Here is a 14,298-nt window from a genome sequence, read left to right on the forward strand (position 1 = left end):
TTTTCGAAACGAAAGGTCTTTCGCCGCCCTTGCCATCTGTAAGGTAAACCTTTCTGGGGATCGAACGATTCAGGTCAAAACCGACATGGACCTTGGCTTTTTTGGAACCCTTTCGATAATCGGCCCACAGCATTGAGAGGCTGCCATCAATCAGGGAGCCGTCGATCCCAACCAGTGAGCCGAGTTCAGGATGAGCGTTGGGAAGCAGATCGTGCGCCTGCATCTGAAGGTCCTTGAAAACGTGGAGCATCTGCTCGAGACCTCGGTTATTGATGGCTTCCGAAAAGCTGCTCTTTTCAATGCCCTGTTCCGGGGCGATGAATTGCCGGGCGAAATCGTCTTCTTTAAGGGCCTGAAGCAGATGCTGTGCTGAGCGGTACTCTTTAAGATGGTAATAGACCAAGATGCGAAGTTGTTCTTCGAAATCCATCTTCAGCGGTCGATTTCCACGGGAATTTAGTTCAGGGACATTTTTCAACGATATACCAATGGGTTGCATAAATTGATCGAAATGAACGGATGGTGGCAAACGTTTGGGGATCGGTCTTCGCATTTTGTATAACCTCCTGATATTATTGGCTATACAAAAATGCGGCCCACACTAGCTGCCTCTTGTCAAGTAAAAAATGAGCATTTTTTGAAATAATTTCAAATGGCTACATGCAAAAACCTAACCGGAAATTACTGATCTCACCTCAAAATTCCAATTAGGTGCAACCAGGATATCTGTCAACGGATATGCGAAAAAACCCCAGTCAAAGGAATGATTGCGACAGGTCATGTTGACTGACATTCGAGGTTGTGGATGTATGTTACCATTATTGGATTGCTGGTGAATACCTGCATGGGAAGCCGAAGGCGAAAACCAGAAACCAGGATAGAAAAAAATAAGGGGCTCATCCGGCAAAAGGGTACTTTTCATCTCAAACCCAGCTGCCTGTAGGCATTGTGGAAGCACATCTTCGGGCACACCCAAAGAGAACGAGTACATGGACGCTGTAGCCCCCCTCCCGTAGTTCAGGGAGGGGCTGGGGGAGGGTTTCAAAAAGCTGGAGGAAGGGACCGATAACACGACCCGCCCCTAGCCCCGTCCCGCCCTCATGCATGAGAGCGGGATGGGGGACCTGTTCAACGGCCCCCTCGAAGGTGTTGCTTCTCAAAAGGGACTGACAACTGATGAACTGCAAGTACGTTATTCCCGGATGAACCAAATAAGGGGTTACGCTTGAGCAGCGTAACCCCTTGTTTGTCTTGGTGCGCCCGGCACGATTCGAACGTGCGGCCGACGGCTTAGAAGGCCGTTGCTCTATCCAGCTGAGCTACGGGCGCAACCTTTTGAATTGTCAGCAGATTTTCAAGACGTAACGAGAAAGAAATCCTGCATGACAGAAACGGGCATTTAGGGAAGATCCGGGGAAATGTCAACCTGTTCCATGGATCGCTTCAGGGCCGGCTGTTTTCATCCAATCAACAGTCATGGGAACAAATCGGTCCTGGCGGGGTTGGGTGAAAGGAGAATCGTATTTGACAAACAGGGGGAGTTGGCCAACAAATGCAGGCCGTTTACGATGCGGATGCATCGTATCCAGGCCATTGTCCTGATTGAAGCTCTCATTGTTTGACATCTCTCTTTATCCCCTTTTTGCCCATGTCATCATTTCCTTGTTGCTCCACATGGGAGGCCCTGACCGCCCATCTCGATTCCCTGGGACTTTTTCGCATCAAGCCCGGGCTTGAAAGGGTCTATGCCGGGATCGAGCGCCTTGGCCTTGCCGGCTCAACCATGGGCATGGTTCACATTGTCGGAACTAACGGCAAGGGATCCACTGCAGCATTCCTGCATGCCGTTGCAACGGCCCATGGACGGTCCACCGGGGTTTTCACCTCTCCGCATTTTCTCACTCCCCGTGAACGCATTCGCGTCCGGGGAAAAATGATTTCCCGGGAAACCTGGGTGGATTTGGCCAATGCGGTGTATGGGGCCTGCCCGGGGGTCGATTTTTCCTATTTCGAACTGCTGACCCTCATGGCCATGCTCGCCTTTGTCCGTGAAGGGGTCGATCTGGCCATTATGGAGGCCGGCCTCGGAGGGACCTGGGATGCCACCTCGGCCTTTGGATACGACCTGACCTTGATCACCCCCATCGGGATGGATCATGAGCAAATCCTGGGATCGACCATCGAGGCCATTGCCAGAGACAAGGCCGGAGCCATTCAGGGCGGTGAGGTGGTATGCGGTCCGCAACACAAGAATGTTGCAGACATTCTTCGATCCAGGGCCTGTGAAAAAGGGGCAGGGTTTCATTATCCGGACCTGGATCCGGATGCAGACGCGCCAGGTGAACCCCTTTATGATTCCGAAGGGACCATCATGGATTTGACCCGGGCGTCCCTTGGTCTTGCCGGACCCTTTCAGAAGACCAATGCCCTGCTCGCCCTTTATGGCTGGTCGGTTTTCGCCCGTCTCAAGGGGTGGTCATTTTCGGCTTTGGAATGTATGCAGGGGCTCGCCAATGCTACACATCCCGGCAGAATACAGGTCATTTACAACAATCCGACCTTTCTCCTTGACGGGGCACACAATTTCATGGGGCTCGAAGCCCTTGCCGACTCCCTTGTGCAGATGGATTTTCGTCCTGATATAATGATTTTTTCCTGCATGGAAGACAAAAATATTCTGGACCATCTCTCCATGGTCACTGGATTGTGTGCCGGTCCCATCCTGGTTCCGGCCATCCCAAACAATCACCGGGCCATGGATCCGCAGCGTCTGACCGCCATGCTCGGGAACCGGGCCATTCCCTGCTCGGGTATGCAGGAGGCTCTCGATCGAATAGGGCGGACCGATACAAGGGTGCTGGTGTGTGGATCCCTCTATCTGCTGGGAGAGTTCTTCCGCATCCGGCCGGAAGGGCTCGCGTGTTGAAATGCCCTTTGGCAATGACGGAAAAATTGCAGGCCCAGGCTCCCGGTTCATTCTCACCACTGACGAACAAGGAACGCGACCGTGAACAATCTGTTCAGACTTCTTCCCTCGGTAGACAAACTCCTGCACGCATTCGCCACGCGCAAGGATCTCGATCACATCTCCCAGCCCTTGCAGCGGGAAACCATCAATCAGTTTCTGGATCTGTGCCGCCAGGAAATCAAGGATGCGGTGATCACTGATGCCCGGGATCTGGAATGGGAAAAGATCGCTGCCCGGGCTGCCGCGTTTGTCCGCTCCCAGTCCCGCCCCCATTTTCGCAGGGTACTCAATGGGACCGGTGTGGTTGTGCATACCAATCTGGGGCGTTCCATCCTGGCAGATACCGCAGTTGCAGCGGTAGGCGAGGCCTGCCGCCATTATTCCAATCTGGAATTCGATCTGCATACCGGAAAACGGGGCATCCGCTATGCCCATGTGGAAAAACTCCTGTGCAGGCTCACCGGTGCCGAGGCCGCCCTGGTGGTCAACAACAATGCCGCAGCCGTTCTGCTCATCCTGGATACCTGGGCCAAGGGCAAGGAGGCCATTGTCTCCCGCGGGGAACTGGTGGAGATCGGGGGATCGTTTCGTATTCCCGAGGTCATGGCCAAGAGCGGGGCCACGCTCCGAGAGGTCGGGGCGACCAACAGGACCCATGTGCGCGACTATGAAAACGCCATCACCGAGAACACGGCCGTGCTCATGCGGGTGCATACTTCCAATTATCGGATCATCGGCTTTCACAAGGCGGTCAGCCAGGAGGAATTGGTGGCCCTGGGACACAAACACGACCTGCCGGTCATCGAGGACATGGGCAGTGGAAATTTTTTCGATTTCTCCACCTACAATATGATGCCCGAACCAACGGTTCAGCAGACCGTGGCTGCCGGGCTGGACGTGATCTCCTTTAGCGGGGACAAGCTTTTGGGCGGCCCCCAGGCAGGGATCATCATCGGCCGGAAGAAATACATCGACCCCATCAAGACCAATCAATTGAACCGGGCCCTGCGCATCGACAAGATGACCCTGGCCGCCCTGGAGGCCACGCTGCGCCTCTATCTCGATCCGGAACTGGCCCGAACCCATGTGCCCACCCTGGCCATGATCACGGCCGATCCCGCATTCCTCAAGTCCAAGGCCCGGCGGATGAAACAGCGGCTGGCACGACATTTCAGTGATCGCCTGGAGCTGACTCTTCTGCCCGGTGTGTCGCGAGTGGGCGGCGGGGCCTTTCCCGAGCAGGACATCGCCACCACCCTGATCGGCATCAAGGGGCATTCCTGGTCGGCCGACGAATTGAAGACCGCCTTGCTCAGCACCGATCCTCCCCTTGTGGGACGGATCGAGGATGATTATTTCTGTCTCGATCCCCGGACCATCGATCCCCGGGAGATGGGGTTGGTGATCAGGGCGCTTGAAGAAGCGGTAGAAGAGAGACGGGAGGCAGGAGACGGGAGGCAGGAGACGGGAGAACGGACACCCGTAGGGGCAGATTCCATATCTGCCCTTCAGGGCGGCAGGATGACCGGCGGCGGGAAACCGGAGGCAGGATGACCGGAGGCGGGAAACCGGAGACCGGAGACCGGAGGCGAAAGAACGAATATTTTGGTAGAGACAAGGCATGCCTTGTCTCCGTGGATTCTGGCACATAGTCCGGTTGGCAGCATTTGTTCCAATTTTTTGTCTGTCAGTAAACGCAGTGCCGAGCAGACGCTCGGCGTTCCCAGGAAAAAAAATAGGCGATTCGCCCCCTACAGGTGTAGCCCATGGAATAAAGACACTCCGCCAGACAATCTCACCCCTTAACCCTTAAAACCTAATGCGGCCAAGCCGCAGTTTCAAGTTTTAGGTTTTAGGTTTTAAGTTCAAACGGTTAGAGAATTTTCTTGTTTTTTACAACTGTCGAGTCCTAAAACCTAAAACCTAAGTAACTATTCAGGTGCATTTCTCAAGAATCAGAATTACGAATTTAAGAAATTTAAGAGATTTAAGAAATTACAAGCGGTTAGCGTCCAGGTCCTCAATTTCTAAAATTTCTGAAATCCTTAAATCTCTGAAATTTACGGGCTGGCACTCAAATCTAACGATATATTCCAGCCTGTTGCTCCTGCTAAATTTTGACCTGAATAGTTACAAACTTAAAACCGTATTTCCGGAGAATATATGGAACCAAAAATGAAATGCGATCCCAAGAGCTGCTGGGAGATTTTTGATACCCCCACGCATCGCAAGGCCATGAATGAAATCTGTGACCGGTACAGGGAATTTCTGTCCACGTGCAAGACAGAGCGGGAGGTCGTTGCCTGGGGGAGGAAGATTCTTGAGGAAAAGGGGTTTTCCGAGGATTTCTCAAAGGATCTGGTCATGCGGGATCACCGGGGCAAGACCCTGTTCATGGCCCGCAAGGGCAGACGTCCCCTGGCCGAAGGTATCAGGTTGGTGGGCTCCCATGCGGACAGTCCGCGACTCGATTTCAAGCAGCATCCCCTGTATGAAGAGTGCGAGGTGGGTCTGGCCAAGACGCACTATTATGGCGGCATCAAGAAATACCAGTGGTTTTCCAGGCCCCTGGCCCTGCACGGGGTGGTCGCCAAGACCAATGGTGAGACCGTACACATCGCCATAGGCGACGATCCCAACGATCCGGTTTTTGTGATTTCCGATCTGCTGCCCCATCTTTCCCAGAAGCAGGCCGAGAAAAAGGTCAGCGAGGCCTTTGAGGCCGAGAAGATGAATATCTATCTGGGTCATGCCCCTCTTGAAACAAAGGGAGGTAAGGACGACGAAGACAAGGAACCGATCAAGAGCCATATTCTCCATCTCTTGAACGAGAAATACGGGATCGTGGAGGAAGATCTGTACAGTGCTGAAATCCAGGTCGTGCCTGCGGGGCGTGCCCGGGAGGTCGGGTTGGACCGGTCCATGATCGGCAGTTATGCCCAGGATGATCGCATCTGCGTGTTCACCTCCATGGAGGCCTTTCTGGCGTCGGATCAGCCCGAGTACACCCAGGTGATCCTTTTCTGGGACAAGGAGGAAATCGGGTCGGACGGATCCACAGGAGCCCAGTCTCTTTTCTTCGAGTATTGCATGAGGGATTTGATCGATGCCTGGGAACCTCAAACCAGATTCCGCCATGTCATGCAGGTGACAAAGGCCCTTTCTTCGGACGTTCATGCGGCCCTGGACCCGGATTATCAGGAGGTGCACGAAAAGCTGAATGCCTCGAAACTGGGCTATGGTCCGGTGTTCTGCAAATTCACCGGCCATCGGGGCAAGTACGGGGCCAATGACGCCCATGCCGAATATGTGGCCTGGATGAGAAAGATCCTCAATCAGGCCGGCATTCCCTGGCAGATGGCCGAACTGGGCAAGGTCGATCTGGGCGGCGGCGGCACTGTTGCCAAGCATCTGGCCATCTACGGCATGGACATTATTGATTTCGGCCCCGGCGTCCTGGCCATGCACAGTCCCTTTGAGATCTCCAGCAAGATGGATATCTACGCCACTGTGCAGGCGTACAAGACGTTTCTGAAAAACTGATGCGATTGGGGGTTGAGTGCGCAGTACGCAGTGCGCAGTGCGCAGTGCGCAGTTCGTGTCTGATGTCCTGTGGATCTGTGTCTTGAGCGAGCTTGGGACTGTGTTGACGTACGATCATCTTTGAGATTTCTACATCGACTCACACCTGTTTTTCCTGCGCACTGCGAACTGCGAACTCTATACTGCGTATTGCGAACTGCGTACTTTCATAAAATATCAAGGAGCCTTTCATGCCTGTCATCATGGGCACTGCCGGTCATATCGATCATGGAAAGACAACCCTGATCAAGGGGCTGACCGGGATCAATTGCGACCGGTTGGTGGAGGAAAAAAAACGCGGGATCACCATCGAGCTCGGATTCGCCTTCCTCGACCTGGACACGGATCTGCGTCTCGGGATCATCGATGTTCCCGGGCATGAAAGATTCGTCAAGAATATGGTTGCCGGGGCAGCAGGGATTGATTTCGCCCTGCTGGTCATTGCGGCCGACGAAGGGGTCATGCCCCAGACGCGGGAGCATCTGGAGATCTGCACCCTGCTCGGTATCACGACCGGACTGGTCGCCCTGACCAAAACGGACATGGTCGATGAGGAATGGCTCGAACTGGTCACCGAGGATGTCGAGTCCTATCTGGAGGACACCTTTCTGGAGGGAGCACCGATCATTCCGGTCTCCGCCCATACCGGTGCGGGTATCGACACATTGAAACAGGAGATCGCCCGGCTGACCCGGGAATTCAAACCCAAACGGCGGTCGGATCTCTTTCGTCTCCCCATTGACCGGGTCTTTGTGATGAAGGGGTATGGCACGGTGGTCACGGGAACCAGTTTTTCGGGCCGGCTCAGGGTGGGGCAGGAGCTTGTCCTCTATCCCTCGGGACTGACCACCAAGGTCAGGGGGCTGCAGGTCCACGGCGACAGCCAGGACGAGGCCGAGGCGGGGCTGCGAACAGCCATCAATCTCTACGGTCTGGAAAGGGCGGAGATCACCCGGGGAGAAATCCTGGCCCAGCCGGATTCCCTGTTCCCAAGTACGGTCTGGGACCTGGAGATCACCTGTCTGGCTTCAGCCAAAAAAGGCATCAAACACCGGACCCAGGTGCATTTTCATCACGGCACCCGGGAGATTCTGGCCCGACTCTATTTTCTGGATCGGGACATTCTCGAACCCGGGGAGAAGGCCGTCTGTCAGGTACGCTTTGAAACACCCCTGGCCGGGGTCTACGGAGACCGATGCATCATCCGATCCTTTTCGCCCCTGCAGACCATTGCCGGCGCCTCGATCATCAATCCCCTGGGACGGAAGGTGAAACGGTTTTCCAAGGATTTGAAGATCTTGGAGACCCTGGCCTCGTCCGAGGAAAACGATCTGGTCATCCACCAGCTCGATCTGGCGGGCACGCAGGGCCTCAGTTTCGCCATGCTGCGCATCATGACGGATATCGAATCCAAGGGGCTGGAGAAAATTCTGCAGACACTTGGCGGGCGGCAGCAGGCCTTTCTGGTGGACAAGGAACAACGGATCTACGTGTCCGGGGAATTGGTCCAGACCCTGTCTGAGCAGGCCGTCGAATACTTCACAACCTTTCACGCGAACAATCCCATGCGCCAGGGGCTGTCCCGGGGGGAACTGGCTTCCTCAACCTGGGGAAAAAATCTCTCCCCCAAACTCTTTCACTTCATTCTCGAGCGACTGGTCAAACAGGATCACATCGAGGTGGATCAGGAATTTTTCCATCTCCCCGGGCACAAGGTCTCCCTGGCCTCGGATCAGGACAAGCTGCACAAGGAGCTCACGGCCCTGTATGAAAAGGGCGGTCTGACCCCCCCGACCTTCAAGGTGGTCCAGGAAACCCTGGGCGTTTCTGCCAAGGATATTCAGCCCCTGATGCGCCACCTGGTGGAAGAGAACCAGCTCATCAAGATCAGTGAAGACCTGTATTTCAACGCCAGGGCCATCGAGGGACTCAAGGGCGATCTGACGGATTTTTTTGCCGCCAAGGAGGAGCTCACCCCGGCTGATTTCAAGGAACTGACCGGGTTGTCGCGAAAATTTGCCATTCCCCTGCTCGAATTCATGGACAAGCAGAAATTCACCGTACGTATCGGCAACAGCCGCAAGATGCGGGGCCGATAGGTTGCAGCTCAGCTCACTTCCCAGGACAGATATTCGTATCTGTCCTTTTTTTTGGCACAAAACATGATAGTTACCGGCTTGCGTTCCAGCATGTTTCAAAAAACCAGCTGAAATGATGACATCTTTTCAGCACATAGGATGACGTTTGTGTCAAGTTTTTTGCCGTTCCGTTAAGTTTTTAGCACAGCGGTACATAACATGCTGTCTGACAGCTTGCACAGACGTCATAAAAATATCATAAATACCAACAACTTGATGGTATATTGCAGGGATTCATTCCTTGGATCCCCATCAGCCGGGGGAGTGAGTAGAAAAGGGCTGAAGGCCATCGGGTTCAACCGCAAGCAGGGAGAGCAGTATGAAAAAGGGGATTCACGTATCTTTCCGGGCTCGGGTCATGATCATGATCATACTGGCCATGGTTGCAGTCAGCGTGGGAACCGTGATTTCTGTCGGTTTCGAGATGCAGCGCATTATGATCGATGCAAACAAGGAGAATATCGCTTCCACCAAACAGATCATTGATTCCCGGGTGACCAGGGTCCTTCAGGAAATCGAGGGATATGCCGTCTTGATCTCCAAAGACAACCGGATCATCCAGGGGTTGGTCTCAGATGAGACGGCCGATCTTCAACAATTCGGACGCGATATTGTATCAAAAATGCGTCTGGATTTCATCACCCTGGTCAATGCCGACGGCAGGGTGGTGGCACGGGGGCATTCTTCCAAACACGGAGACAGCCAGTCCAGGAAATATATTGTACAGCAGGCCCTTGAAGGCAATATCGCCGTGGGAATAGCTCGGGGCAATCTCGTCAAGTTTTCCTTCCGGGCTGCGGCTCCTGTGTACGATAACGGTCGTGTGGTCGGTGTCGTTCTTCTGGGCTACAATCTCTCTTCCCTCCCGTTTGTTGACGGCATCAAGAAGGATATGAATGTCCAATGCACGGTTTTCGACAAGAACAAGCGGGTAGCCACGACCATAACCGATGCTTCGGGCAAGCGGGCCATGGGAACGGTTCTGACCAACAAGGATATTGCCCGGACGGTTCTGGATCTGGGCAATCCCTATGTGGGTGAGAATGAACTTTTTGGTACCATGTTCGATACCATCTACTGGCCCATCCGGGATCTCAAGGGGAATATCGAGGGGATGCTTTTCATCGGCAAGGACCGGACACCCATTTCCAACAATATAAAATATTTAATTATGTTTCTGGCTGCGGTCATCTTCGGAATCTCCTTGATTGTGGCCGTGATCACTCTGGTCGTGGCCGGAAAACTGACAAAACCGGTCAAGACGTGTACCGTGTTTGCCAAGGAGATAGCCGAAGGCAATCTCGACAGTACCATCACGGTGAATCGTTCCGACGATCTCGGTGAGCTGGCCCAGGCCCTTCAGACCATGGTGGCCAATCTCAAGAAACTCATTCAGCAGGCGGAAACCGAAAAGGAACAAGCCCACATGGAAAAGGGCAAAGCCGATCAGGCCATGCACGAGGCCATGCAGGCCCGCGAAGAGGCTGAACGTGCCAAGGCCGATGGTATGCGTCAGGCAGCCGAAGCCATCGAGGATATCGTGGACCGCTTGACTTCAGCTTCCGAAGAGCTGGCTGCTCAGAGCGAGCAGATCACCCAGGGTACGCATCTCCAGAGTACGCGAACCCAGGAAACCGCCACGGCCGTGGATCAGATGAACGCCACGGTTCTCGAGGTGGCCAAGAACGCCTCCCGGGCATCCGAGACATCGGATGAGGCCAAGCAGAACGCCCTCAAGGGTAAGGATATTGTTGTCAGTGCGGTGGATTCCATCAACAAGGTACAGAAACAGGCCCTGGCCATGAAGTGCAATCTGGACAAACTCGGTTCTCAGGCCGACGGAATCGGCCAGATCATGAACGTGATCAGCGATATTGCCGATCAGACCAACCTCCTGGCTCTGAATGCGGCCATCGAGGCTGCCAGGGCCGGTGACGCGGGCAAGGGATTTGCCGTTGTCGCCGACGAGGTTCGCAAGCTCGCGGAAAAGACCATGCTGGCAACCAAGGAAGTCGGTGTGGCCGTGAAGAGCATTCAGGAAGGAACCAATTCCAATATCAAGGACATGGATTCCACGGTCGGAGTGGTCACCCAGACCACGGAACTGGCCAACCAGGCCGGTCAGGCCCTGAATGAAATCGTGACCTCGTCCGAGGAGATGTCCGAGCAGATAACATCCATTGCCACGGCATCAGAAGAGCAGTCCGCAGCCAGCGAGGAAATCAGCAGATCCGTGGAGGACATCAACCGTGTGACCAGGGAAACGGCCCAGGGCATGCAGCAGACCCAGGAGGCCACTACAGAACTTGCGTCCCTTGCCGCCCAGCTTGGCGATATTGTCCAGAATTTCAGATCCCAGTAATCTTTGACATTCAGCCCTGTTTGCAACAACAAAACCCTTGTGGGATCGTCACGATTCCACAAGGGTTTTTGCCATCACCGGACCACACGAACCAAGGAGCAATGCCATGCACGACGATACCCCTCAATGGCTCAAATGGGCCCGGGCCATCCAGGCGATCAGCCAGATCGGTCTGACCTACAAGAAGAATCACTATGATGAGGAGAATTTTACCCGGCTCATGCAGATAGCCTCGGAAATGGTCGCCTTTCATTCCCAGCGGTCCCAGGAGGAGCTGGAGGCGAATTTTCTGGCCCAGCCGGGATATGCCACGGTCAAGGTGGATGTGCGGGGAGCGGTTGTCCGGGACGGCAAGATTCTTCTGGTCCGGGAGCGGGTGGACGATAAGTGGACCATGCCCGGTGGATGGGCCGATGTGGGAGAGACTCCGGCCCAGTCAGTGACCAGAGAGGTGTGGGAGGAAAGCGGTTTTGATGTCCGCCCGGTCAAGGTTGTTGCCGTGCTCGATGCCAACCGGAAAGGGCGGCCCATGGAATTCTACCATGCTTTCAAGATCATTTTTCTCTGCGAGATCATCGGAGGTGAGGCCGCTATCAGCGAAGAGACGTCGGACGTTGATTTTTTTGATCTGGACAATCTCCCTGAACTCTCGGTCAACCGGACCTGCCAGGAGCATATCGCGGAGATCAGTAAGCATATTCAGGATCCATGCCGTCCAACCGCGTTTGACTGATCGTATTTCTGCTGCCTGAGCCGCTCCCGGCCGTACACGGCCTGTCCCAGAGAGATGCATCCGTCATTGGGGGGCAGGTGGTCGTGGGTCAGCACGGTCAGCCCCTGTTGTTCCAGCAGGGGAGGCAGTTCCATGCTCAATGTCCGATTCTGCATGACCCCGCCGCTCAATCCTATCACCCTCACGCCGGATCGCTCGGCTCCCCGGCCCGCCCATGCAGCCAGCCCGTGCATCAGCCCGAGATGGAATCTGCGGCTGATGACTCCGGGATCTGTTCCCTTTTCCCAATCCCTGACAACCCGGGCAAAGAGCTCCCGGGTTCCCAGAATCAGCATCCCGTCCTTTTCACGGACCGGGCAGGTGTATCCCGTGGTAACACTCATGTCCTGGATACTCTCGAGAACGATGGCGGCCTGACCTTCATAGGCAATGGTCAGCCTGAGACCGAGCAGGGCGGCCACACCGTCGAAGAGTCTTCCGCAGCTCGATGAAACAGGGGTGTTGATGTTCTTGTCCAGCATCTGGCTGATAAAACGGTCCTGACGCGCATATTCTTTCAGCCACGGCCATGGTCGGGTGCCCGGGTCGTCCCTGCCCAGATCCGCGAGCATACTCCGGGCGATCCGCCAGGGTTCCCTGATGGCCGCTTCACCGCCCGGCAGACGGAGATGATCGAAACGTCCCAGTCGCGTATGCTCCAGGGTCTGGGTGTTCACGCCGAGGAGTTCTCCTCCCCATAAGGTTGTGTCGTCACCGAGCCCGGTTCCATCCAGGGCCAGTCCCAGGGCCTGACCCTGAAAGCGGTTTTCGGCCAGGACCGAATGGATATGGGCGAAATGGTGTTGCAGGGTGAACACGGGAATATCCTGACTCTCATCTGCATACCGCGAAGAAAGATAATCAGGGTGCAGATCCCGGACAACGGCCTGGGGAACGACCTGGAGAATGTCCTGGAGGTGGAGGGCGATCTCCCGGAAAAAGTCATAGGTCTCCAGATTTTCCATATCCCCGATATGCTGGGACACAAAGGCCTGGTTCTCCTTGGTCAGACAGAGGGTGTTCTTGAGCTCCGGGCCCACGCCCAGGACGCAGGGGCCGTCATCCGCGAGAAAGATCGGCCCGGGCGTGTAGCCTCTGGCCCGGCGCATGAACTGGAAACGGTTACCATTGTTCCGGACCACGGAATCATCGCAGCGGATGAGAATGTCCCGGTTGTGGAGCAGAAAGAGGTCGGCAATGGTCGCAAGGCGCGAAAGGGCCTCCCTGTTGCCCAGACAGATGGGTTCGGAACTGAGGTTGCCCGAGGTCATGACCAGTGCCGGCAGCCGGCCGTCCCGGGCGCACAGCGCGCTGTAGTGGCGCAAAAGAATATGATGCAGCGGGGTGTAGGGGAGCATGATCCCGAGAAAATTCGTATCCGGGGAGAGTCCTTCGGCCAGAGGGGCAGCGGTTTTTTGGGCCATGACCACGATGGGCCGGATATGTCCGGTCAAAAGGACTTCGTCTTCTTTACTCACCTCGCAGATGGAGCGAACCGTTTCCAGATCCGGAACCATGATAGCCAGGGGCTTGCCCCAGCGGTTCTTGCGGGTTTTCAAAAGCTCCACGCTTGACGCGCTGGTTCCGTCGCAGGCCAGATGAAATCCCCCGAGCCCCTTGATGGCCACGATTTTACCCTCAAAGAGCGCCTGAGCCGTAGCCTCGAGGGCCTGACCATCCGGACAGATTGGTTCCCCTTTGCTATCGGTCAACCAGACATGGGGCCCGCATGCAGGACAGGCATTGGGCTGGGCGTGAAACCGCCGGTTCAGAGGGTCGCGGTATTCATGATCACACTCGGGACAAAGGGAAAAACAGGCCATGGAGGTGGTGGCCCGGTCATAGGGAATGGAGCGGGTGATGGTATATCGGGGGCCGCAATTGGTGCAATTGGTGAACGGGTAGAGATGGCGGCGGTTGGTCGGATCAAAGATATCCGCAAGACAGTCCGGGCAGGTGGCCACGTCCGGAGAGATGAGCACGTGATGGCCTTCTCCCTGGGTGCTTTCAAGGATGACGAACTCCTGGTCTTCCGAAAGAGGGGAGATCTCCTGTCGGTCGCAGGAGACGATCCGGGCCAGAGGAGGCAGCCGGGTTGCCAGCCCTTTTTCGAACAGGGCTATGGCGGCCGGATGCCCCTGGATCTCGATGATCACCCCTTCAGGGGCATTCAGGACCGAACCGGTGAGATCCGATTCATGGGCCAGACAATAAATGAACGGGCGGAATCCCACCCCCTGAACCTGACCCGTAATGGTCAGGCGGATACGCTTTGTGGACATATCAAAAAGGAGTTATTGAAAGGTTGAAAGCGTTTTGCAGATTCTGTCAGGCAAGGGGTCGTCATCCCGGAGAAGGCGGGGATGCCCCTTGCGAAAAGCCGGACCTGCATGAAAAACAACGAGTTCTGACGTTTAGTGCTTTCCCTACGCAAAGGCAAATGCTTTGGGATGGCGGCAGGAAGGCAGGAACAAAA

General features: G+C 55.3%; 7 protein-coding genes, 1 tRNA gene and 1 pseudogene. 6 read left to right on the plus strand and 3 right to left on the minus strand.

Features of this window, described 5'->3' with window-relative positions:
• Both ACTVJH_RS03280 and ACTVJH_RS03285 read right to left on the minus strand, forming a co-directional pair.
• Positions 1-553: pseudogene (locus ACTVJH_RS03280) on the minus strand (IS4 family transposase); the annotation flags it as partial.
• 699 nt (positions 554-1,252) lie between these two features.
• Positions 1,253-1,329, minus strand: a tRNA-Arg gene (locus tag ACTVJH_RS03285).
• Positions 1,330-1,648: 319 nt separating this feature from the next.
• Here ACTVJH_RS03285 and ACTVJH_RS03290 point away from each other — a divergent pair.
• From ACTVJH_RS03290 to ACTVJH_RS03315, 6 genes are all read left to right on the plus strand, one after another.
• Positions 1,649-2,926, plus strand: a complete 1,278-nt coding sequence (locus ACTVJH_RS03290; protein ID WP_455987432.1) for a bifunctional folylpolyglutamate synthase/dihydrofolate synthase — start codon at positions 1,649-1,651, stop codon at positions 2,924-2,926.
• Positions 2,927-3,007: 81 nt separating this feature from the next.
• Entirely contained in the window at positions 3,008-4,522 is a 1,515-nt protein-coding gene (gene selA, locus ACTVJH_RS03295) for an L-seryl-tRNA(Sec) selenium transferase (protein WP_455987433.1), read from the plus strand.
• A 609-nt stretch (positions 4,523-5,131) separates the two neighbouring features.
• Entirely contained in the window at positions 5,132-6,511 is a 1,380-nt protein-coding gene (locus ACTVJH_RS03300; RefSeq protein WP_455987435.1) for an aminopeptidase, read from the plus strand.
• A 230-nt stretch (positions 6,512-6,741) separates the two neighbouring features.
• Positions 6,742-8,649, plus strand: a complete 1,908-nt coding sequence (gene selB, locus ACTVJH_RS03305) for a selenocysteine-specific translation elongation factor (RefSeq protein ID WP_455987437.1) — start codon at positions 6,742-6,744, stop codon at positions 8,647-8,649.
• A 358-nt stretch (positions 8,650-9,007) separates the two neighbouring features.
• Complete coding sequence (locus ACTVJH_RS03310; RefSeq protein WP_455987439.1) at positions 9,008-11,050, plus strand: methyl-accepting chemotaxis protein; 2,043 nt, start codon at positions 9,008-9,010, stop codon at positions 11,048-11,050.
• Positions 11,051-11,156: 106 nt separating this feature from the next.
• Positions 11,157-11,783, plus strand: a complete 627-nt coding sequence (locus ACTVJH_RS03315; protein ID WP_455987441.1) for an NUDIX hydrolase — start codon at positions 11,157-11,159, stop codon at positions 11,781-11,783.
• On the opposite strand, the gene hypF is transcribed toward ACTVJH_RS03315, so the two are convergent.
• A complete protein-coding gene (gene hypF / locus ACTVJH_RS03320; protein ID WP_455987442.1) occupies positions 11,750-14,104 on the minus strand; it encodes a carbamoyltransferase HypF in 2,355 nt (784 codons plus the stop codon). The two genes, ACTVJH_RS03315 and hypF, sit on opposite strands and share 34 nt — an antisense overlap.
• Positions 14,105-14,298: the final 194 nt, after the last annotated feature.

This window comes from Desulfoplanes sp. PS50 (assembly GCF_053851535.1).